This window comes from Duganella aceris, assembly GCF_011090165.1.
Taxonomy (GTDB): domain Bacteria; phylum Pseudomonadota; class Gammaproteobacteria; order Burkholderiales; family Burkholderiaceae_D; genus Rugamonas; species Rugamonas aceris.
In genome coordinates this window covers 1-21,119 of record NZ_JAADJT010000024.1, presented here as the reverse complement: position 1 = coordinate 21,119, position 21,119 = coordinate 1, and the positions used below count along the sequence as shown (strand labels likewise).

At 58.6% G+C, this 21,119-nt stretch carries 19 protein-coding genes; 6 read left to right on the top strand and 13 right to left on the bottom strand.

Annotated features, from left to right (window positions below):
• Nucleotides 1-2: 2 nt before the first annotated feature.
• Genes GW587_RS30370 through GW587_RS30360 form a run of 3 tightly spaced genes read right to left on the bottom strand, consistent with a single transcriptional unit; the run spans nt 3 to nt 3,742 of the window.
• Nucleotides 3-2,144, bottom strand: a complete 2,142-nt coding sequence (locus GW587_RS30370; RefSeq protein WP_166108643.1) for a xanthine dehydrogenase family protein molybdopterin-binding subunit — start codon at nt 2,142-2,144, stop codon at nt 3-5.
• A 44-nt stretch (nt 2,145-2,188) separates the two neighbouring features.
• Nucleotides 2,189-2,911, bottom strand: coding sequence for a hypothetical protein (locus GW587_RS30365; protein WP_207393707.1), 723 nt, complete (start codon nt 2,909-2,911; stop codon nt 2,189-2,191).
• A gap of 57 nt (nt 2,912-2,968) precedes the next feature.
• Nucleotides 2,969-3,742, bottom strand: coding sequence for an alpha/beta hydrolase (locus GW587_RS30360; protein ID WP_229259734.1), 774 nt, complete (start codon nt 3,740-3,742; stop codon nt 2,969-2,971).
• Between the two features lie 341 nt (nt 3,743-4,083).
• Between GW587_RS30360 and GW587_RS30355 the strand changes: the two genes are divergently transcribed.
• From GW587_RS30355 to GW587_RS30345, 3 genes are all read left to right on the top strand, one after another.
• The gene (locus GW587_RS30355; RefSeq protein WP_166108642.1) at nt 4,084-6,915 is read left to right on the top strand and encodes an ATP-binding protein; all 2,832 of its coding nucleotides are present in this window, start codon (nt 4,084-4,086) and stop codon (nt 6,913-6,915) included.
• 10 nt (nt 6,916-6,925) lie between these two features.
• Nucleotides 6,926-8,182, top strand: a complete 1,257-nt coding sequence (locus GW587_RS30350; RefSeq protein WP_166108641.1) for an MFS transporter — start codon at nt 6,926-6,928, stop codon at nt 8,180-8,182.
• A gap of 133 nt (nt 8,183-8,315) precedes the next feature.
• Nucleotides 8,316-8,963, top strand: a complete 648-nt coding sequence (locus tag GW587_RS30345; RefSeq protein ID WP_166108640.1) for a response regulator transcription factor — start codon at nt 8,316-8,318, stop codon at nt 8,961-8,963.
• Nucleotides 8,964-9,024: 61 nt separating this feature from the next.
• On the opposite strand, the gene GW587_RS30340 is transcribed toward GW587_RS30345, so the two are convergent.
• The 3 genes from GW587_RS30340 to GW587_RS30330 form a co-directional block, all read right to left on the bottom strand.
• Nucleotides 9,025-10,017 (bottom strand): SLAC1 anion channel family protein, encoded by a 993-nt coding sequence (locus GW587_RS30340; RefSeq protein ID WP_166108639.1) that lies wholly within the window; start codon nt 10,015-10,017, stop codon nt 9,025-9,027.
• Between the two features lie 128 nt (nt 10,018-10,145).
• The gene (locus GW587_RS30335) at nt 10,146-11,078 is read right to left on the bottom strand and encodes a LysR family transcriptional regulator (RefSeq protein WP_207393706.1); all 933 of its coding nucleotides are present in this window, start codon (nt 11,076-11,078) and stop codon (nt 10,146-10,148) included.
• Nucleotides 11,079-11,165: 87 nt separating this feature from the next.
• Nucleotides 11,166-12,347 (bottom strand): L-dopachrome tautomerase-related protein, encoded by a 1,182-nt coding sequence (locus tag GW587_RS30330; protein WP_166108638.1) that lies wholly within the window; start codon nt 12,345-12,347, stop codon nt 11,166-11,168.
• Nucleotides 12,348-12,540: 193 nt separating this feature from the next.
• Here GW587_RS30330 and GW587_RS30325 point away from each other — a divergent pair, with 193 nt between their 5' ends.
• Nucleotides 12,541-13,230 (top strand): hypothetical protein, encoded by a 690-nt coding sequence (locus GW587_RS30325; protein WP_166108637.1) that lies wholly within the window; start codon nt 12,541-12,543, stop codon nt 13,228-13,230.
• Nucleotides 13,231-13,233: 3 nt separating this feature from the next.
• On the opposite strand, the gene GW587_RS30320 is transcribed toward GW587_RS30325, so the two are convergent.
• The 5 genes from GW587_RS30320 to GW587_RS30300 form a co-directional block, all read right to left on the bottom strand.
• A complete protein-coding gene (locus tag GW587_RS30320; RefSeq protein WP_166108636.1) occupies nt 13,234-14,031 on the bottom strand; it encodes a 2OG-Fe(II) oxygenase in 798 nt (265 codons plus the stop codon).
• A gap of 106 nt (nt 14,032-14,137) precedes the next feature.
• Nucleotides 14,138-14,557, bottom strand: a complete 420-nt coding sequence (locus GW587_RS30315; protein ID WP_166108635.1) for a VOC family protein — start codon at nt 14,555-14,557, stop codon at nt 14,138-14,140.
• A gap of 12 nt (nt 14,558-14,569) precedes the next feature.
• Nucleotides 14,570-15,496, bottom strand: a complete 927-nt coding sequence (locus tag GW587_RS30310; RefSeq protein WP_166108634.1) for a LysR family transcriptional regulator — start codon at nt 15,494-15,496, stop codon at nt 14,570-14,572.
• 11 nt (nt 15,497-15,507) lie between these two features.
• Nucleotides 15,508-16,326, bottom strand: coding sequence for a glycine betaine ABC transporter substrate-binding protein (locus GW587_RS30305; protein WP_207393705.1), 819 nt, complete (start codon nt 16,324-16,326; stop codon nt 15,508-15,510).
• A 21-nt stretch (nt 16,327-16,347) separates the two neighbouring features.
• Nucleotides 16,348-17,127: a 2OG-Fe(II) oxygenase gene (locus GW587_RS30300; RefSeq protein WP_166108633.1), complete on the bottom strand. Its 780-nt coding sequence runs from the start codon at nt 17,125-17,127 to the stop codon at nt 16,348-16,350.
• Between the two features lie 234 nt (nt 17,128-17,361).
• Between GW587_RS30300 and GW587_RS30295 the strand changes: the two genes are divergently transcribed.
• Together GW587_RS30295 and GW587_RS30290 are read left to right on the top strand one after the other, a co-directional pair.
• On the top strand, nt 17,362-17,670 hold the full coding sequence (locus GW587_RS30295; RefSeq protein WP_166108632.1) for a putative quinol monooxygenase: 309 nt from the start codon (nt 17,362-17,364) through the stop codon (nt 17,668-17,670).
• Between the two features lie 178 nt (nt 17,671-17,848).
• The gene (locus GW587_RS30290) at nt 17,849-18,748 is read left to right on the top strand and encodes a LysR family transcriptional regulator (RefSeq protein WP_166108631.1); all 900 of its coding nucleotides are present in this window, start codon (nt 17,849-17,851) and stop codon (nt 18,746-18,748) included.
• A gap of 60 nt (nt 18,749-18,808) precedes the next feature.
• On the opposite strand, the gene GW587_RS30285 is transcribed toward GW587_RS30290, so the two are convergent.
• Both GW587_RS30285 and GW587_RS30280 read right to left on the bottom strand, forming a co-directional pair.
• Nucleotides 18,809-19,975, bottom strand: a complete 1,167-nt coding sequence (locus GW587_RS30285; RefSeq protein WP_166108630.1) for a porin — start codon at nt 19,973-19,975, stop codon at nt 18,809-18,811.
• Nucleotides 19,976-20,051: 76 nt separating this feature from the next.
• Entirely contained in the window at nt 20,052-20,903 is an 852-nt protein-coding gene (locus tag GW587_RS30280; RefSeq protein WP_166108629.1) for an N-acyl homoserine lactonase family protein, read from the bottom strand.
• Nucleotides 20,904-21,119: the final 216 nt, after the last annotated feature.

Here is a 21,119-nt window from a genome sequence, read left to right as displayed (position 1 = left end):
TGTCAGGTTGCTTGCAGCGCCTTGGCGATCGGCAGCTTGCGGATGCGTTGGCCGGTGGCGGCGTGGATGGCGTTGGCCAGCGCCGGCATCAGCGCCGCCGTGCCGGGTTCGCCCATGCCGCCGGGCGCTTCGTTGCTGGCGACGATGTGGGTTTCGATCGGCGGCGTCTCGTGCATGCGCAGCACGCGGTAATCGTGGAAGTTGCTCTGCTCGACGCGCCCGTTGTTGAACGTGATCTCGCCCCACAGCGCGCCGGAGATGCCGAACACCACGGCGCCTTCGACCTGGGCCCGCACCGTATCCGGGTTGACCACGACGCCGCAATCGAGCGCGCACACCACGCGCTTGACCCGCACCTCGCCCTCTTCCACCTGGGCGTCCACCACCATCGCCATATAGGTGCCGAAGGCGAACTGCACCGCCAGGCCGCGACCGATGGCGCCGTTGCGCGGCCCCCGCCAGTTGGCTTTCTGCGCGACCAGTTTCAGCACCTGCTCGGCGCGTGGATTTTTCTTCAGCAGCGCCAGCCGGTATTGCAGCGGATCGGCCTTGGCGGCGGCGGCCAGCTCGTCGATGAAGCTCTCGACCACGAACACGTTGTGGCTGGGGCCGACGCCGCGCCAGAAGGCGGTGGGAATCTGCGGCGGTTCGTGGCGGGTGTAGTCGACCTTGATCGCCTGGAAGTCGTACGGCGGCGCGTCGGCGCCGTCGACCGTCTCCGGGTCGAAACCGTTGTTGAAGGCCGGCGGCAAAAAGCGCCCCAGCACCGAGGAACCGGTCAGGTGATGCGACCAGGCCAGCGGCGCGCCCTGCTCGTCCAGGCCGGCGCGCACCCGATCGTAAAAATACGGGCGATACATATCGTGCTGGATGTCTTCCTCGCGGCTCCAGATCACCTTGACCGGATGCTTGACTTCGCGCGCGATGCGCACCGCGCGCTCGACGCCGTCGATCTCCAGCCGCCGGCCGAAGCCGCCGCCGAGCAGGAAGTTATGCACGGTGACGTTCTCTTCCGGCAGGCCGGTCACCTTGGCCGCCGCCGCGCGGGCGCGGGTGATGACTTGGGTGCCGGTCCAGACGTCGCAGCGGTCCGCTTGCACATGCACGGTGCAGTTCATCGGCTCCATCGGCGCGTGCGCCAGGAAGGGCAGCTCGTAGGTCGCCTCCAGCACCCGGCTGGCCTTGGCGAAGGCCTGCTCCGGCGCGCCGTCGCTGCGCACCTTGGCGGCGCCCTGTTGCGCGGCGCGCGCCATGTCGGCCACGATGTCGGCGGTGGACAGCTTGGCGTTCGGGCCGTCGTCCCAGCGCGGCGCCAGCAGCGCCAAGCCCTTCTGCGCCGCGCCGTAGTTGTCGGCCACCACGGCGGCGCAGTCGTCCAGCCGCACCACCTGGCGCACCCCCGGCACCTTCAGCGCCGCCGCGTCGTCCAGGCCGAGCAGGCGGCCGCCGTAGGCCGGGCTGATGGCCAGCGCCGCCACCTTCATGCCCGGCAGCTGGACGTCGATGCCGTACTGGGCGGTGCCGTTCAGCTTGCCCGGCGTATCGAGGCGGCGCGCGGCCTTGCCGATCAGGCGGAAGTCCTTGGGCTGTTTCAGCACGATCGCTTCCGGCGCCGGCAGCGGCAGTTTCGCGGCCGCCGCCGTCAGCTCGCCGTAGCGCAGCTTGCGCCCGCTGGCGGCGTGGATCACCGCGCCGCGCTCGGCGCGGCAGCTCGCCGGGTCGACCTGCCAGGATGCGGCGGCGGCTTGCACCAGCAAGATGCGGGCGGCGGCGCCGGCCTGGCGCATCGGCAGCCAGGCGGCGCGGATGGTGGTCGAGCCGCCGGTGACCTGGAAGCCCAGCGCCGGATTCACGTAGCGCTTGTCGTCGGCGCCGGCGTGCTCCAGCACCACGTCCTTCAGGTCGAGTTCCAGCTCCTCGGCGATCAGCATCGGAATCGAGGTGTAGGTGCCCTGGCCCATCTCCACGTACGGCATGGTCATGTAGACCTTGCCGTCGCCGGCGATGCGCACCATCGCGTTGGCTTCCCAGGCCGTGCCCGGGGTGGCGACGCTGTCGCGCGCGCGGGCGGCGGGAATGGCGACTTGCAGCAGCAGGCCGCTCCCGGCCGCCACGGCTTTAAGGAATAATCGACGATCGGTCATGCGCGCTCCTTGCGATGGTTGTATGAGAATGCGTGGTCATCGGATCAAGCGAACAGGATGGCGCTGACGTCAATCGATACAACGAGTGGGTCGGCTTGATGACCGCCGTCCGCGTCACGCACATAGATCATGTGCCTGGTCGGCAACGTGATGCCCTGAACGGTGACATGCTCGGATAGGTAGTGCGCTGCTGGCGCACCGCCGCTGATATCGACTTCGTAATCGTGCCGGCGCATCAAACCATCATCCGAGAAATAGAAAGTCTGTACCGGGCTGTGGGTCGCCAGGTCGGCCGGGAAAGTGACCTGCAGGCGGCGCCAGACTTGTCCGTTTTCCTTCCATGGCGACAGCTCGGCGAGGGAGAAGCCTGGGCCGGCCAGCGTAAACGGCATGGTGAAATAGTTCCAGATCGCATAGCCGACGAAATAGGCCAGTTGCATGTCATTCCAGGGCGTGGGCAACTGGTGGCCAGCAAATGAAGCGCGGGGTTTCAAAAGCTCATCAACCAGGGAGCCATCGACGTTTTCGATGGCTGCGCGCTCCGGGGTGACTGCGGTGCGGAGCTCCGGTGCGCCAAACGGATGATGTGAGGTCCACGGCGTATGCAACTTAATCCGGATATCCACCTCATCCAACATGCCGCCCTTGCCCTTGAGTGGCCAGATAATGCCTCCCTGCGAAAGGTGGGCCGACATGGTATCGAAGCCGTTCCAACGGTCGATTCCACCGTGCGCTTCGATGACTTCGTTCAGCAGTGTATTCATCATATTAATTGGTGTCGCTGTGGTTAAAAAACGGAAATTGCGCTTAAGTAGCAATGCGGGTCAGTGACCCGCCTGCGCAGCTTTTTCGATATGTCCGGCAACCGTATCTGGGTGAGACTCGTGAATACAGTGGCTACCCGCGGCCTGATCCACAGTCGAGCCAGCACGCCTCGCCATGGCCCGCTGAGAGACCGGCGGAATCATTCTGTCGTCAGTCGCGATGAGAAACCAGCTCGGCTTAGACCGCCAGGCAGGGATCGTCACCTCCCCTGTGAAGGCATCCACTCCCAAAGGTTGCTGCGCGCTCGCGAGGAATGCCGCGCGATCCGCGTTCAGGTCTCCAGCGAATGCGGTGGCAAATCTCGCTTTGTCCAGCCTTAAAAAGCCTTTGATCGGCGCCAGCAAAGGTGGAATAGGCGCACCTGCCGGATGGTGGGCGCCTATTTTCTGCACTGACTCTCCGCTATCCGGGGCGAACGCCGCGATATACACCAAGCGAGACACCTTCGGATGATTGCCGGCCTCCGTGATCACCACGCCGCCATAGGAATGACCAACCAACACTACAGGACCACTCTGCATATCGATGACGGCCATGGTCGCGGCCATATCGGCCGCCAACGAGGTCGTGGGATTCTGAACCACGCTCACATTGAAGCCTTTGGCCGTGAGAATCCGATATACCTGCTGCCACCCGCTACCGTCCACAAAGGCACCATGTACGAGCACGATGTTGTTAATGCGTGCAGCGGCATCCGCTGTCGGTATCGCCGCAATGACGTCGGACTTGAAGATCAGCCTGCCATGAATTGATCGCGATATCATCTCGCGCATTTTTATACCTCTTCCATCAATCGCGAACAAAAGTTGCTGACCATTTGTCATTCCAAAGGAGATGGAACACAGTTTGCCGAAGGGCTACCACACTCACCATCACCCATATGGGTAGAAATCTCCCGCATACCAATAGTTAATAATATTATTAATTTAATCTACGATTAAAATCCCCCACACCATTCTTCATTTCAATCGAATATATAAGTATTATTCGAAAAATAGATTTAATTATATATTTTCAATATTTATGTTAATGCAACTTGGCTTCTTTTAGGATCAAATAGCGAAAAAATAGGGTAAGATGGAAGCTTGATGCTAAGTTAATATGGTGTGCAATAATGAATATTGAGTGGCGTGCTCAATTTGGTCCGTTTATGCTCTCTCCAGCCGAACGTTTGCTGGAACAAGACGGCGAGCCAGTAAGATTGGGTGGTCGGGCCCTCGATTTATTAATAGCTTTAGTCGAATCCGCCGGCGAAGTCGTGGGCAAGCACGAGTTGCTTTCCAAGGTTTGGCCCAACATGGTGGTTGAAGAGGGAAATTTACGGTTTCACATCGTCAATCTCCGCAAGGCGCTGGGGGACAGCGGTGGAAATAGCCGCTACATCGTCAATGTCGCGAATAAGGGTTATAGCTTTGTCGCCCCGGTGATCAGGACGGCGCCCGGATCGCGCGCAACGCTCGCCAAGCCTGAGTCAGCTGTACGGTTGCCGGTGCTGTCGACGGTGGTGTTGGGGCGCGACGAGGCGGTTGATATGCTAACAACCGCGCTATCGCGTTACCGCTTGGTGTCGATCATTGGGTCGGGAGGTATCGGCAAGACTACCGTCGCGATCGCGACCATGCACTCGCTTTATAAAGAGTTCGGCGGCGACGTCCACTTTGTGGACTTCTCGTGCATCTCTGAAATCGAGTTAGTCCACGCTACCGTCGCGAGTGCGATCGGCTTGGCCCATTGCGCGGACGAACAGAGTGCGCTGGAAGCACATCTTGCCGATAGAACGACACTCATCGTCCTCGACTGTTGCGAACACCTGATTGATGAGGTGGCAAAACTGATTGAGAGCATACTAAGAAATTGTCCCGATATTCGTTTCCTGGTGACGAGCAGAGAAGTGCTCAGGGCTGCTGGCGAATATGTCTATCGCTTACAACCACTGGCATTCCCTCCAGACGGAGATGGGCTGACGGGAATGCAGGCGCTCGCCTATCCCGCGGTGAAGCTGTTCGTTGAGCGAGCGGCGGCCGGTGGTATTGATTTCACGCTTTCAGACGAGGATGCTCCGCTAGTCTCCCGGCTCTGCCGCGACCTGGAGGGCATAGCACTCGCGATTGAGTTGGCCGCGAGTCGGATCGAAGCGTTGGGACTGCGTGCGATCACCCAGCATTTCGATGCCGGCGCCTCGCTATTATGGCCAGGCAGGAGAACAGCTAGTGCGCGGCAACAGACTTTGCGCGCGACGTTGGATTGGAGTTTCAATCTACTTCCCACGGATGAGAGATCGCTGCTCACCAGGCTATCAGTCTTTACCGGGACGTTTTCGCTGGACGCCGCTTTGGATATCTGCAACCCCGACCAAGGCCGCTTCATGGGCATGGAATTGGTGGCGAATTTAGTGTCGAAGTCCCTGGTCGCGGTCGACGCCGGCGGCACCACGCTGCGATATCGCATGTTGGACACCACCAGATCCTACTGCCGTCACATGCTGGAATCGTCCGAAGAGTTTGCAACCGTGGTGCAGCGCTACGCGAATTTTTATAACAACTGGATGGTACAAGTCACGCAGCATGCCGATGCGGCTGACTTGGTTGAGCTGGACCTGCCGAATCTGCGCGCCACCTTGGATTGGTATATCTTCGAAGGAAAACAGTTCACCAAAGCGGTCGAACTGGCGGCCATGACATGCCCGCTTCTACTGCAGTCCTCTCAGCTGGTCGAGTGTTCTCGATGGGCGCAAGCAGCACTTTCAAATTTACCCGATGAGCACGTGGGCTCACATCTGGAAATGCGCTTGCAGCGCGCCCTTGGCCAGTCCTTGATGTTCTTGGGCAGCGGTCGTAATGGCCGGGCCGCTGCGGCCTATCGCCGCAGTATTCAGCTCGCGGAGCAGCTCGGCGATCTGAAGGAAATGCTTCATTTGTTGAGCGGATATCTGGTTTTGCTGCACAGAGAAGGCTCCTATACGGATGCACTGAACACCGCCCACCGGGCCCAGGCGCTCTTGACTGAGCTGGATGATCTCCAATCGGCGTTTATTGTCGATTCGCTGATGGGTGTATGCCTTCATATGGTCGGCAGGATAGATGAATCCGTGCGTCACTGGGAAAACTGCTTCGTCTACACCGCCGACGCGCCGCATGTACTGGATTCGAAACTCGGCTTCGAGTATCACATCCGCGCGTTATGCGGCTTAAGTCGCACGCGGTGGCTAACGGGCAGCTACCGCCTGGCTTATACATTGGCCGAAGATACCATTCTCAAGGCGAAAAACCATGGCCATGCGGTAACGTATTGTCTTGCACTGATTTGGGCAGGATCGGTCTACAGCTATGCCCAGGATGTTGAACGCATCACCGATATCGCGGAAGAGTTGGAACGCGTTGGCAAGTTGCATTCATTAGAACCTTATCGCAAGGTCGCTGACATCTTGCACGGGCAGGTCATGATCATGCAAGGGCATCCCGCGCCAGGGACGGAGCGCATTCGTGATGCAGTTGAATCACTGCATGGCTATGGCTACGAGATGGTGACCAGCGTCGCGCTAACCTTCATGGCGAAAGGTCTATCCGATCTGTCGCTGCATTCGGCGAGCTTGTCGATGTGCGATGAGGCGGAAGCAACCATTCATCGGGGAGGAGATCTGTTACGCCTGCCCGAATGCCTCACCACACGCGGCAAATGCCTGGTAAAAATCGGCAATGTCGACGACGCTGAGCAGAGCTTCGTTTCAGCGATTGATCTCGCGACAAGACAAGGCGCCTGGTCCTGGCGACTGCGGGCGACGCTAGCGCTGGCCGAGTTACGCGTAGGGCAAGGGAAAAATAAAGAAGTGGTCGCGCTGTTACTACCACTGGTGAGCGCTGCGGACGGTGAAAACTCCGCCGATCTCGCGCGGGCAAGAACTTTACTCAACGAATATCTTGAAGAAATTAACGAGCCAACAGCATAGCAGTCGCGCCATGCGTTCCCCCAGGTCGGTTATTGTTGCCGCGGTCATTTGCAATGGCCTTGAGTTTTTTGATTTCGTTGCTTACGCGTTCTTTGCGCCAATCATCGGAAAAGTATTCTTCCCTGCTGCATCACAGAACTTAGGGCTATTACTGTCCGTTGGTGTCTTCGGCGTGGGCTTTATCGCCCGCCCGGTGGGCAGCGTTGTGATAGGACGCTACGCCGATCGTGCCGGGCGGCGCCCCGCATTGCTACTCAGCGCCATGTTGATGACTCTGGGCACGCTCGGTTTAGGGCTGACTCCCGGATACGCGTCCATCGGCTTGATCGCGCCCGTCCTGATCACCATGTTTCGGCTGGTGCAGGGATTCGCCTTGGGGGGAGAGACCGGTCCCTCGACCGCCTTTCTGCTGGAAGTGGCACCCAAAAGACAACGCGCCGCTTATGTGGCCTTCCTGATGGGCAGCCAGGGTTTAGCCTCGGCCGCCGCCGGTGGGCTAGGCCTTGCCCTCTCCCTCTCGCTCTCCAATGAACAGATGCTGGCATGGGGATGGCGTGTACCGTTTGTCATCAGCACGCTACTTGTACCGGTTGCCCTATTCCTGCGGTTTAGGATGCCGGAAACATTAAAGACCAAGACCAGCGCAGAACTGCGACTTGCCTGGCGAAGCCGGCCAGTGGTACTCGGCATCCTGGTGATTGCCGGAGGAACCGTATCAACCTATGTCGGCAGCTATATGACGACCTACGGCACAACGGTGTTGCATCTTCCCCCGGCGAACGGCTTGCAGGCGGCGATAACCATCGGCTTGACCACCTTCGGGGGCGCGCTCATTGGAGGTTATCTGGCGGACAGATTCGGACGCTGGCCGGTCATGTTTTGGCCACGACTCATCACGGCTATCGTCAGCCTCCCTGTATTCGCTTGGCTTACAGCTCACCCGATTCCGCCGACCTTGCAGGGAATTTCAGCCCTGTTGGCGTTCTTGACCGCTGTGACGGCAGGGGGCGTGTTGACCACTATTTGCGAGTTATTTCCTGCCGAACGGCGCGCGGAGGCACTGGCGCTCATCTATTCCGTCGGCGTGTCGCTGTTTGGCGGAACGGTACAATTTATCGTCACTTGGCTTATCACGGTGACAGGAAATCCGATGGCGCCTGCTTGGTGTATCGCCATCACCAGCAGCACGGCGGTCATCGCCACGCTGTTATTGCCGGAAACCGGAAACAAGAAACGATCTGACGGGCCGCTAACAGGTTCTAACTAGTTGTTAGGAGCGCCGGTTCGCCTCGGCCGGCGGCGCGCTAGACCATTGCTCACAACGCTCAACAAAAACTAACTCGACTATTAAGCGGTGGCTAGCGATGATGAACCTAATCAATCGCTGGCCAGGAGTCGACATGAACCCGAGCAACAATAAATCCCAAATTTATGTTTCTGTACATATACGGGAACCGCTATTACGTGCCGGTGCTTGTGCTGCGCTGCAAAAAGAAAAGGGGATCGTTGTATTCGATGGTGATGATGCCGCACTCCCGCCCACCAAGACAAATGTGTTGGTGATAGATGGGTCGGCCGTACCCAAACTGATTCAAGATATCGCTCAAGGTGCGAAGGAATATGCTGAAGTTCGTATTTTGGTGGTGGCAACCACTGCGCGAGACCACGCGATACGCTGTGCTTTTAGCCAAGGCATTCACGGAATAATGCTGAGCACATCGCCCGTGAAGGATTTTGTTTCTGGCATCCGCCGCATCGCAAATGGCGATACATACCTTTGTCAGACACTGGCGCTTCAAATGGCGAATGTCACGGGACGCAACATACTCACAACCCGGGAGGATGATGTTTTACAACTACTTGCGCTGGGTCTATGCAACAAGTCCATTGCCCGCAATCTCGATATTGCGACCGAGACCGCGAAATTTCACGTCAAGTCCATCATGGTAAAGCTGCAGGCAAAGACGAGAACCGAAGTCGCAAGCATCGCCATCTCCGGTGGTATGACAGAACATTTCGCACTTTCACTACCTAAGCGTCCTGCTTAACAAAGATGTCAACGCGGAGACCGGTGCCCCCCATAATCTTGGTCAAGCATCGCTTGCATTGCTAGGCGAGGGCTTGCAGCCGGCCCTGCAAGATGCCGGCGATGGTTTGTCCGACGAACACGGCGATTGTAAGTGTCGCGACGGTGAGCACCACAATTGCGATCACGTCGGTGGTTAAGGTCTGCGCATGTGCGGCGTAACGCACGGCAGCGCCGGCCGAGGCGGCCAGCGGGAAGCTGGCCGCCCACCACGACACGCGAAACGGCGAGCAATGCGGCAAGTGACGCAGGCGGCCGAGTAATACGGCCAGAACGAATAGCATCAGCATGTACAACGCTTGTGCGAACAAGTCGATAGCGCCAGTGCTAGTTACATATGCAGTGAACCCGACCGCGAAGGGTGCAACCAAGATGAGTAACGACGGCTGCAACGACGCCGCCAAAGGTTCCTCCATCGCCAGCCGCGAAAAGATCATCGTGAATAGCGGAATCGCGAAGAACAGGCCTACGGCCAGACCGAAAACCATCAAACCGTGTAAGCCCTCCCATTGCAACTGCGGAACGGCTAGCGGAATGTCCAGCATACCAACGACGGGCACGATCCAAGCTGGCGTGACCTGGGTCGCTGTCTGCCGCACGGTCATCCAGCGGGATACAATGACCCACGCCAGCGCGGTCATGCCCGCTGCCCCCAGCACCCACGACAAGCGCGCCAGCGTTAAACTGAAATCGACCAGCACGAAAGGCAGCAGCAGCAGGCTGATCATCGGCGTGCCAAACAAGTTGCCTGCAACCGGGTGATTGAACTCCGCGCGCACGGCTGCGAACCCAAACCAACCTTTGATGCAGTAAGCAACACCAACTCCTATAAACGCCAGCGCCGCGCACACGCCGACCAGTTGGGCGATCCACGCGGGAGCGCCGAAATACCTGTGTGCACCATGCCACGCGACGGAGAGGCCGCAGAGTCCCATCACCGAACCAAACATACCGACAGGTAAATAGGCAAGCCTGCTGGCAGTGGTTGAGGATGCGCGTGTATCCGTGGCTTCCATGGTTATCCCTCTGATTATGAGATCTGATCGACGAATGTGATGAGCAGTATTGTAGCTCTCTACCGGCGCGATCCCGACGGCCGCCATCCTCCCCATAATGGTGGGACAATCAAAAGGTAGACAACTGGCTATGCCATTGAACCTGCATCGGATAGTCCGGCGCTGAACTCGCGGAAGCGCGTTTCGAGATGTTCTCGCAGCAGACGTACCGTTGGCGATACTTGTTTGCGGTCAGCGCACAACAGGTACAGCGGCGCCGGCTCACCGCGCCAGTTCGGGCACAGTATCTGCAGTCGACCTGCGGCGATATCCTGTGCGACATCAATCCGCGACCGGTAGCAGATGCCATGGCCATCGATTGCCCAACGGCGCACGGCATCGGAATCATCGGCGACACGATTACCCTGCACCTCGACCTCGAACTGTCGGTCGCCTTCGGCGAAGCGCCAGTGATTGTAGAGCGTGTCGCCGAGCATGTAGAACAGGCAGTTGTGTTGGATAAGGTCGCGCGGGTGCAGTAGCGGAGCGTGATTCATCACGTAGTCGGGCGACGCGCACAGTACACGCCAATTGTCCGGCACCAGCGGCAGCGCGACCATGTTGGAATCAGGCGGAACCCCATAGCGGATGGCCAGGTCAATGGATTGCTTGAAGACGTTGGCAATGCGGTCCGACATCTGCACCTTCAGATGAATCGCCGGATACTTGACCTGGAACTCGTCGAGCCAGCGCAGGATCACGTTGCGGCCGAGATCGGACGGCATCGAGATTTGCAGGTTGCCGCTGATGACGGAATTTCCCGATACGAGTTCCTGTTCCGCCTCCAACAACCCCGCGAGGAGCGGGCGGCAGCGCGCCAGAAATCTCTCACCGTCAGACGTCAGGCGCATGCTACGCGTCGTCCTGACGAACAGTAATTTTTCCAGTTCCGCTTCAAGGCGCTTCAACGATGTGCTGGCCACCGCAGGCGATAAATCCATGCTGTTGGCGGCGGCAGTCAGGCTGCCGAGTTCCGCGACACGCACAAATATTTCTAAGTCGGCTATGTATTTAACCTTCAATTCATCTGCCTGGTAAGAGGGAGGGCGACCGTAGCAACTGTCTTGCGCGGATCTTAGCACATGCGCCCTCCCCTCTGCCGTGGGCAGTTATTTCAGCATCACGGGACCCGCGTCGATGCGTACGCGGAAGAGCATGTATGGCTTCTGGCGCAGATCCTTCCCTTCATGGAAGCCGGCCTGGCGGTTCAGCTGGTTGGCAGTAAAGTAGAGATAGCCATCAGGGCCCACCGACAGCGTGTCGGGCCACGACATGCGCGGGTCTGAGGCGATGGTGGTCCATTGACCGTCGGGTTGGCGCCGATGGATGCTGTTGTGCTCGTAATCACTGGCGTAGAGGCGGCCCTTGTCGTCCGCTTCCATGCCATCCGATGCGCCCTTCTCGCCCAGATCGCGCACTGCGGCGCTGAGCGCTGCATCGTTTGCCGTATCATCCAAAAGCAACTTGGTCGGCACCGAAAACAGATGGCGGCTCGACAAAGGGCTGTAGAACAGCGTCGCGCCATCTGAAGAGAGCGCGATGCCATCCGAGGCCACCGCGAATGGCTGCGGCGCTTTGCCTGGCGCACGTTGCGCCAAGCGTTCGCCCTCTACAAACGGCACGAAAGTCGTGTCCACCGAGGTGGATGGATGACCGGTCAGCTTGCGCCAGCTATGGCCACTGTCAAGGTCCACCACAATGATGCCACCTGGGCCCGAGAGCGAAGAGTCGGTGATGTAGGCGACGCCCGCCTTACCGACACGCAGATCGAACCTCACATCGTTCAGATAGGTCGTATCCAGCGCCACGGTCGCGGGAATGATGATGGTCTTGACGATCTTGTTGCTACCGAGGTCCACAGCGACCAGCTTTGCCGCGCCGGCGATGCGGGTTTGGAAACCCGGCGCGGCGGGGTCAAGTATCCAAAGTCGGTCCAGGGCGTCGACGACGACACTCTGCACGCTCGACAAAGTGTCCGCCGGCTTGGCCGGATCAAAGGTGTTGGCCGTCTGCGACGGATAGGCCACCACCGCACCGTTACGGATTTCACCGACGGTGAATGGCACATCGTCCCCCCAGCGCGGGAAGTTGACGAAGATGCGTCCCTTGGCGGAGACCGTCACGCCCGTCGGCATCGGCCCGGACTTGAACTGATAGACCGGCTCAATATTGCCGACAGCCCGCACAGCAGGGACCAGGGGTACGGCGGCGTGCACTGATGCCGGCAGCGCGAGCTGCACCAACAAGGCAGCGGTCGCAATCATCGGAAGGGACATTTTTTTAACTGACATTTCAGCTCCTGAAAGTAAGCGATTTTTCTCACGGTCGGTGGTCGACCGCGAACCATTGACCGCAGTGTCTCAGGCCGATAGTGATTTGGCGACGGTCCGGCGACAGATTGTGTTTCAACGCTGGCTTGATAATCAAACCGACATCCGCCTTTATGATGACCCGGTAGCCACTACTTAAATCGGATCTCGCGTTATGAATAGCCTGTTAAACCTCATCCTCGAAGCGCACGGCGGCATGCCCCGCTGGAATCAGTTCAATCAAATGTCGGCTCGCCTGACGCGCGGTGGAATGCTGTGGCCTCTTTTGGGCAAGATGGGCATGCTCGACGAGGTGGATATCAAGATTAACCTGCATCAGGCATGGGCCGCGCATACCCCGGATGGAGGGGTAGCCGATTCCGCCGTCGGTGCCGGTGTCATGCCGAAAGAAATGGTCTTTGCGCGCGACGCGCTGAGCGGCCATCAACTCAACCCGTCGTGGAGCGACGCTCAATTGAATTACTTTGTCGGCTACGCCATGTGGAATTACTTATCCATGCCATTCTTGCTCAGCCGGCCAGGATTTGTCCTGACCAAGTTAACGGATTGGCAGGAGAATGGGCAGACATGGCATCGCCTGAGTGCGACGTTCCCGCCTGATATCGCGACGCATAGCCCTGTGCAGACCTTTTACTTTTCGGCAGACGGTCTGTTACGGCGTCACGATTATGAAGTCGAGGTCGCCGGTGGCGTGCCCGCCGCCCACTACCTGTCGGGCCATACCACCGTGCAGGGCATTACTCTTCCAACGAGACACATGATCTATGTGCGAAACGCCGAGCTGGGAGACCAGCCCGCGCCGCTGATGGTGTCGATCGGCCTCAGCGACATCAAGCTGGCTTGATTATTAGTCCAGATCGTACAGCACATTGATGCGTGCCACATATTTTGGCGTATCGCCGGTGACTTCTCCACCGGCGTGCATCACGGAACCGATGCCGAAGCCGTGCTGGAAGAACAAGGCCGAACCAGCTTTTGGCGTCACATCGACCACTTGCCCGCCGCGTCCGAACACGCGCGTCGCGCCGCCTTGAACACCATCTTCCGGTCCGTTGAGATACAGCAGCATCGACAGCTGCGAACCGCTGTTCTCCCATTCATCGATGCCGTTGCGGTCGGCGTTCACCCCATAGCCAGGCCAGGTACCGTCGATGTGGCGGTTAAACACATCGCCATTGCGGTACTTGTACATGTCGATGCGTTGGCTCAAACGCGGCCACAAGGCCTTGCCGTGCAGCTGCTGCGGCAACAGCGGAGCGATGGCATCATTAATCTTCTCCATCAGAGCAGCGTCCGCCATCCAGTGCATGGCCTGGTTCATGCGCATGCCCGGTGGCGTGCGGATGCCGGGCGCATCGCTGCGATAGCCGAAATGCTCGCCGATTTCTATCATCATATCGCAGGCTTCTTTGCTGATGACGTTGTCGATCACGAAGGCCAGCTGCTCGCCGATGTCGATGTCGGTGCGGGTGGCGGGGACGCCCGCAGGCATGCTATCGATGGCTGCCTGCGGCAGCGGGTTAAGCGCGTGAATCGGGGTATTTTGCACGGTGCCTCCCATCGGCAACGAGCCCGGCTGGGTGGCGATGACGTAGCCGGAAATCCGACTGGATTGTTCATTAAAAATTGGCAGGGCGGATGACATGATGACCTTTCAAAACAGAGTTAACATGCCAGGAATTATCCGCTTCCAGGCGTTAATTACTACCGGCTCCGGCGCGATAACACTATCCGCCGAATCCGAATGACGGCTACCAAACACCACTGTTCGGCATCGACAACCAGGGCTCTGCAGGCGCCAATCGCCCCGCGCGTTGAAGCAGCTCTATCGAGATGTTATCGGGCGAGCGCACGAACGCCATCCAGCCGTCCCTGGGTGGACGGCTAATTGACACGCCATGATCGATCAAGCGTTGGCAAGTGGCATAGATATCATCGACTTCAAATGCCACATGGCCGAAATTTCTACCGCCCGTGTAGGGCTCGGTATCCCAGTTGTAGGTTAGCTCGATCTGGGCCTGGTGATCCCCGGGAGCGGCGAGATACACCAGCGTAAACCGGCCCTGCGCTTGCACGATCTGATTCACCACCTCCAAGCCCAGCGCATCGCGATAGAATTTCAGTGATGCGTCGAGGTCGCTAACGCGCACCATGGTGTGTAGATATTTCATATTCATTCCTATTTAAGTCGCATCGCCGGAAAAATCCGCCGGCGCATCGTTTTGAGATGTGCAGCCAAGTGCATATTCGTTCATCAAGAAATCGACAAAGGAGCGGGCCTTGCTGGAGATCAGTTTCGAACTGGGATAGATCGCCCAAATATCACGCTGCTGGCGTAGCGGGAACTCACCGAGTATCTGCACCAGGCGCCCCTCGTCGAGCGCCGCCCGGGCATTCCACTCCGAGATAGAAACGATACCAAGCCCGCTTTCCGCCGCCAACCGCGCGGTTTCCCCGCAATTGACGCGCAGTACGCCGCTGACCGCGACGCTGAAACCGCCATCCGGCATCTCGAAGCTCCAGCTTTCCTCGTCGCCGAGCAGGACGCACTGGTGCGCCTGAAGATCGTCCGGCTGGGCCGGCTCACCGCGCTGCGCCACATAGCTCGGCGCGGCGCACAGGATACGGCGATCGGCGCCGATCTTGCGCGCCACCTGGGTAGAATCCTTGAGCGCGGCGATGCGGATCGCCACATCCACGCCGATCTCGGTCAGGTCCTGAATCGCATCCGACAACACCAAGTCGATTTTGAGATTCGGATTCAAGCCAAGAAATTTGACGATGATGGGCAGCAGGCAGATGCGGGCAAACGATCCTGGTGCGGCAAGTTTCAGCACGCGCTTGGGGACTTCTGCTCCTTTCGCCGACAGGTGGTAGGCATCGTCAACGGCGGAAAGTATCTTCACCGCGTGCGGCAAAAACTCCACGCCGTCCTCCGTCAGTGATACCTGACGCGTGGTCCGGTGTAATAGCCGCTTGCCGAGCGTATTCTCCAGCTTGGCAAGCCGCTGACTAGCCACGGAAGGCAGCAATCCTAGTTCCTTGCCCGCAGCCGTGATGTTGCCGAGTTCGGTCGCCCTGATGAACAGCGACAACGCGTTGATATCCATAATGACTCGCTTCAGCCCAGCCAGTGGCGCAGAAGTTCGTCATGCGCGGACAGCCAATCTTCGACGGCCTCCTCGTAATTTTTACCTTCCCGGTTAACGGCGTAATCGAGTTCGGACACGATCTGATTGGACAGGCGCACGCGGTCCAACACCTCCACCTGCGCCGGCGTGAACAATTGCAGCAAGCGATCCTCACGCGCCAGCAGCACAGCCTTATCGACCCCACCAAGCAAACCCTTGGGATCCTTGAGCTCACGGATGTGGTGGCGATGATGCAGGAATTGCGGCCACCATAGCGGCACGACCACCCACTCTTGCTGCTTGACAGCGCCCTCGAATGCGCCGATGCACGCCTCCTGACTACCGGTGAAAAATTCGTAGCCGGCCGCCGCCAGGCCGTACTCGTCCATCATCTTCAACGAGAAGCGCGTGATGCCGGCACCCGCTCCGATGCCCTGGATCCGCTTGGCCATGCGCGCAAGGACTTCCGGTTTGAGCAGGTCGGCGATTTGACTCACGTCGGCGGCGGGAACGTAATCCGGAACGCCCCACAGCGCGTAAGGTTCGTAGTGCAGGCCAAGTTGGCGGGTAGGAACGACTTCTTCCACACGGCGCTTGTATTCGCCGTGGCTGAAAGGAATCCAGGCCGAGGCGATCAAATCGATTTGGTCATCGCGCAAGCGTTCGAAATTCTCGGCATGCGGCGCGTAGTGTCGTTCAACGGTGAAACCCATGCGTGTCAACAGCACAGAGATGAGCGCACCGGTAACGCGGTGGAAGGATAAATCGGTCACGCCGAGGCGCACCACCATAGGGGAGGAATTATTCATCAGATTCACTTTCGGAGGGTGTCAAGCGCGGTCGTATAAGACATTAATCCGCGCTACGTATTTGGGCGTGTCGCCGCCGACCTGCGTACCGGCGTGTACCACCGATCCTGGTCGGAAACCGTGTTGGAAGAACAGCGCTGAACCCGCTTTCGGAATCACATCGGTGATGACCCCGCTATCGCCGTAGAGTCGTGTCGCGCCGCCCTGCACGCCGTCTTCCGGCCCGTTCAAATACAACAGCATGGAGAGCTGCGAACGACCGCCCAGCCACTCTTCGATACCGACCTGATCGGTGCTAAAACCATATCCGGGCCAATCGCCATCGGTGTGCCGGTTGAATACGTCTCCCTTCCGGTACTTATAAAGATTGATGCGCTGGCTCAGCCTTGGCCAAAGTGCTTTTCCGTGCAAGGTCTGCGGCAACAGCGGGGCCACCGTCTGGTGGATCAGTTCCAGCAGCTCGGCGTCGGCCATCCAGTGAAGCGCTTGATTCATTCGCATGCCTGGCGGCGTACTGATGCCTGGCGCTTCGTCGCGAAAGCCGAAGTGCTCTCCGATACCGATGAGAGCGCGGCAGGCTTCAGCGCTGAGGATATTGCCGATGACGAAAGCGAGCTGCCCGCCGATATCGATGTCGCGACGCACGGCGGGTTCCATCGCGGCCGCGGATGCCAGCAAGCCTGCCGGCAGGCGGCGCAGCGCGTAGATGGGTGTATCTGGAACGGTACCACCCATTGGAAGGGAGCCGGGTTGCGTAGCGATCACGTATCCGGAATAGGTTTGAGGGAGAGACATGTCCATGGTTTTTCCTGCGTAAAGAATGTGAAGCGATTATCCGCTGCCGGGTGCGCAGGATTAACCTCGTTCCGGCGAGAACAGTTTCCGCAAACGGCGATCAATCAACACTGGTCGCCGTGAGTCGATGGAAAATCCAAATTATGTATTCGCCTTCGGCTGGCTACTGGACCACGATTGAAGCCTCTATATTCTCTCCATGCAGATGTGCTGCATCACTTAACCTTAAAGGGAATCATCATGTTATATCTCGTCTTCAGCGGCAAAATCAAAAACGGCATGGCAACCGAGTTTTACGAAAAGATCGCGGCAGTGTCGCAAAAGCTGACCCGTGAACACGACAAGGCAGCCGTGTACCAATGGCACAAGAATCAAGACGATCCGCATCTGTTCTACTTGAACGAACAATGGAACAGCGTCGAAGATCTGCATTCGCACTTCGAAACCCTGTACAAGGCTTTCGGTCCAGCCAAGCCGACCGAACGCCTGCCGGCTTCGATCCTGGCTTACCTGGATGAGGCCACCGTGAACTTCTACGACGCCATCTAAGTAAAGATTGCGTCAGCTTTGAAATACAAGCGGCAAAGCGCGCCGATTCCCCCACCGGAATCGGCGCGATGCGTGCTTCCGAGCGACCGTCTTTTGCCAGGAGTCCGTTGTCGACGTGCTTGGCGCCACGGCCAGTACATCTGCTAAACTGCCCTTCTTTGTTCGGATGGGAGAGACAATGCAGGAAATGATTGGAGTCTCACTTCAGGACATCACAGCGTTCGTCGCCGTCGCGCAGACAGGCAGCTTTACTAGCGCCGCCGAGCGCCTCGGCACCAACAAGTCGGCCGTCGGCAAGGCAGTGCAAAGGCTGGAAAAGCATTTGGCTACGCGGCTGTTCCAGCGCACGACGCGGGCCGTACACATCACCGAGGACGGTCAGACCTATTTGTCGGCGGCGCGCGTCGCGATTGAACGCCTGCGGGAGGCCGAGCAGTCGCTGGCGGCGAATCGAGCCGAGCCTGTGGGCCGTGTGCGGGTGGATCTCCCCACCGGATTTGGTCGCCTGATTTTGCCGACGCTGGGCGCGCTGCGTGAGCGTTATCCGAAAGTCGTTGTGGAGATTTCTCTCAATGATCGCATGTCCGATCCGGTGGGCGACGGTTGGGACATCGTGGTTCGGATTGGCCACCTCCCCGGCGACAGCGAAATGACGGTACGTAAAATCTGCGACCTGAAATTGGGCCTGTACGCATCCCCGATTTATTTGAAAAAGCACGATGCCATCACTTCCATAGCGGATTTAAACGATCACGGCGCTGTGCTGTTTCGCAGCTTCACCGGACAATTACGCGGTTGGTCGTTGAACGACAACGGTCTGCGTCGCGACTTCGCGCCGACGCCGGCGGTAATACTGGACGGGCAAGCGCTGGTTGAAGCGACGGCGCTGGGCTTGGGCATCTCGCAGCTCATCGACCGCTTCGCCCAACCATTTATCGTGGACGGACGCCTCGAACATGTATTACCAAACGCCGATGTCGCCGCGCCACCTGTTCATGCGCTCATTCCGGTGGGCCAAAAGATGACCGCGAAAACCCGCGTGGTGCTCGAACACATTGTAGCGACGCTTCAGCAGTAGCCATCGGGCGCTCCTCAGCCGCATGCGATATGAAGCGGCGCAATCGCTCGTGTGCCGCACTCAAAAGTTGTACCGCAATCCCGCCATGAACACGTTTTGACGTCCAGTCGACGACGGCGTGGCAAGTTGCGAATCGCCGACCACGGCGACGGCGGCGACTGGCTGGCCATTTGCGCCCAGCGTGCTGCCTCGCGCAATCTGGCGCGCCTGCGCTAGATAGAAATTAGCGCGCCGGGAAAGCACATAGATCTGCTCCAGCGAGAGTTGACGATAATTGGCAGGGACCTTGATTCCGTTAGCGATATTCTCGCGCGTGCAGCTAACGCTTGCGCCCAGTAGCCAGGCCGTGCTCGTCTGCCAGGTAACGGTGGCGCCGACCGTGTTGAAGCTGGCGATGTCAGTAAAGCGCGACGCTGTGTCCGGCTTGTACTGGACGTTGGAGACGGCGCCACTCAAACTCAGTTTGCCGGCCGAAAGTCGGGACGCCGCCGCAATCGAACGCACGGTCTCGGCCGACAGGTAGCCGTCGTTGAGGGCCGACCTCGACAAGCTGCCGGACACGCTTGGGTCCCAGCTTATACGGTCTGGACCATTCGTCAGCAACTGGTAGCCGAGCGCGAAATTCCACGGACCGGTGTGATACCTGGCGGCCGCGCTGAAGGCGTCGCCATTGGCTTGATCGCGGCCCTGCTCGCCGGAGCCGGCCACAAATCCAAACTGCACGCCGCGCCATTCCGGCGTCGTGTAGCCGACTGAATTGCTGAAACGGCTTGCTGCATCAAGGCCGTCGATGTCACCCGGGTGAGCATCCGTGGAACCGGTGGGGGCGCCGGCCCGCACTAGCAGGCCAACGAATTGGTAGTAGGTCGGATACTGACGACCGACGACCAACGTGCCGAGTCGCCTATCGCTCAAGGCGATGTAGGACTGTCGGTTGAAAATGGATCCGGATTGAGGGGCCGCGCCAGTGTCGAGATTCACGCCAGCTTCGAGTACGTACAGCACCTGAGTACCACCGCCCAGTTCTTCCACCCCTTTGAACCCGATCCGGCTGGCAAGCTGATTGCCGCTGCGCATATAGGTACACGAATTGCCGCTGGTATCATTCGCACGCAAAACGGCTGCATCCATCACGCCGTAAATCGTGGCATCGGATTGAGCAGCAGCGTTATCGCACATCGATAGGGTCAACAGGCAGGCCGCCGCCCGAAAGAAGATGCTATTCATTAGAATCCCTTTTGCAAGCGGCCAATTGCGCAGTCGAATGCCAAACCGGTGTCCCGGTTCAGGCGCCACTCACTCTCTAGTCAAGAAAACGCGGCAGCTTCGGCAGCTTCTGGTTATCGACAGGCTCATGCTGGATCACCAGCGTTGCATGCTTCGCCGCGATAACATCATCGAGTTTCTTGCCGGAACTTTTGGTCTGCTTGTGGTCATAGTTCCAGGTTGGAACCTGTTGGCGCTGGTGGTTCTCAGTAAAGTGCCACTGATCCCCGGACAGCACGTAATAACCGGCGTTGTTCAGCTTGAGCAGCAGCGCCATGCTCCCGGGAGTGTGGCCTGGCGTCTGGATCGTCTGAAGCGTTCCGTCGCCGAAGATATCGACATCGCCGTCGACGACCTTCACGCGTTCCAGCTTTTGACCCGAGATATGCGAGCTGAACAGGCCTGCATCAATATAGTGCTCGGAAGCTTTCTTTGTATCGGCCAAAGCCGTGAGTTCGTCGCGCTGGATGATCAGCGTGGCGTTTGGGAAGTCATTAACTTGCCCCGAATGGTCAAAATGGGAATGAGATACGGCGACGTACTTGATGTCGTCTGCAGTCAGTCCAAGGTCGCTGATCTGATCAACGATCGTCCTGTCGAGTTTGGTGGTGAAACTACCTTCAGTGACTGGGCCGGCCAAATATTTCTTAGGAAGGCCAGCATCCCAGAGTAACCAGTCATCCCCGTGTTTGATCAAATAGCAGGAAATGACGATGTCGTAAGACTGCCCTTTATAAAGCCCCTCATCCGACATCACCGACTTATCGCCAAGCTTCATGTAACCGCAGTCCAGTCTGTACATCTGCAGGTCCGACGCGGCCGCATAGGATAGCCCGGTGGCAGCAAATGAAAGCGCGGCGAAGGCGAGTCGGGATAAGAATCGTTTCATGAATATTCTCCTGGGTAGTGTACGTTACGTAGAATGGCGCCTCCAGAGAGCTTCAAATATCTCGCTATGTCGGCAACCGATACGGCAGTATGCTGATCTTGCCCCCGTATAACCGGACACGTCCTATCGCTTAGTTAGCGCCGCTTTCTTGAGCCCGGCGCGCCAGCTCCCTCCTGAACATGCGAGGAGATTTCAACTTCAACGACGAATGCGGAT

Excerpts from the sequence above, each read along its gene's own strand:
- GW587_RS30300 (WP_166108633.1), bottom strand. The coding sequence starts at position 17,127 with ATGGACATGTCTCTCCCTCAAACCTATTCCGGATACGTGATCGCTACG.
- GW587_RS30365 (WP_207393707.1), bottom strand. The coding sequence starts at position 2,911 with ATGATGAATACACTGCTGAACGAAGTCATCGAAGCGCACGGTGGAATC.
- GW587_RS30325 (WP_166108637.1), top strand. The coding sequence starts at position 12,541 with ATGAATAGCCTGTTAAACCTCATCCTCGAAGCGCACGGCGGCATGCCC.
- GW587_RS30315 (WP_166108635.1), bottom strand. The coding sequence starts at position 14,557 with ATGAAATATCTACACACCATGGTGCGCGTTAGCGACCTCGACGCATCA.
- GW587_RS30320 (WP_166108636.1), bottom strand. The coding sequence starts at position 14,031 with ATGTCATCCGCCCTGCCAATTTTTAATGAACAATCCAGTCGGATTTCC.
- GW587_RS30340 (WP_166108639.1), bottom strand. The coding sequence starts at position 10,017 with ATGGAAGCCACGGATACACGCGCATCCTCAACCACTGCCAGCAGGCTT.
- GW587_RS30360 (WP_229259734.1), bottom strand. The coding sequence starts at position 3,742 with ATGCGCGAGATGATATCGCGATCAATTCATGGCAGGCTGATCTTCAAG.
- GW587_RS30350 (WP_166108641.1), top strand. The coding sequence starts at position 6,926 with ATGCGTTCCCCCAGGTCGGTTATTGTTGCCGCGGTCATTTGCAATGGC.
- GW587_RS30305 (WP_207393705.1), bottom strand. The coding sequence starts at position 16,326 with ATGAATAATTCCTCCCCTATGGTGGTGCGCCTCGGCGTGACCGATTTA.
- GW587_RS30280 (WP_166108629.1), bottom strand. The coding sequence starts at position 20,903 with ATGAAACGATTCTTATCCCGACTCGCCTTCGCCGCGCTTTCATTTGCT.
- GW587_RS30330 (WP_166108638.1), bottom strand. The coding sequence starts at position 12,347 with ATGTCAGTTAAAAAAATGTCCCTTCCGATGATTGCGACCGCTGCCTTG.
- GW587_RS30290 (WP_166108631.1), top strand. The coding sequence starts at position 17,849 with ATGCAGGAAATGATTGGAGTCTCACTTCAGGACATCACAGCGTTCGTC.
- GW587_RS30285 (WP_166108630.1), bottom strand. The coding sequence starts at position 19,975 with ATGAATAGCATCTTCTTTCGGGCGGCGGCCTGCCTGTTGACCCTATCG.
- GW587_RS30310 (WP_166108634.1), bottom strand. The coding sequence starts at position 15,496 with ATGGATATCAACGCGTTGTCGCTGTTCATCAGGGCGACCGAACTCGGC.
- GW587_RS30355 (WP_166108642.1), top strand. The coding sequence starts at position 4,084 with ATGAATATTGAGTGGCGTGCTCAATTTGGTCCGTTTATGCTCTCTCCA.
- GW587_RS30295 (WP_166108632.1), top strand. The coding sequence starts at position 17,362 with ATGTTATATCTCGTCTTCAGCGGCAAAATCAAAAACGGCATGGCAACC.
- GW587_RS30370 (WP_166108643.1), bottom strand. The coding sequence starts at position 2,144 with ATGACCGATCGTCGATTATTCCTTAAAGCCGTGGCGGCCGGGAGCGGC.
- GW587_RS30345 (WP_166108640.1), top strand. The coding sequence starts at position 8,316 with ATGAACCCGAGCAACAATAAATCCCAAATTTATGTTTCTGTACATATA.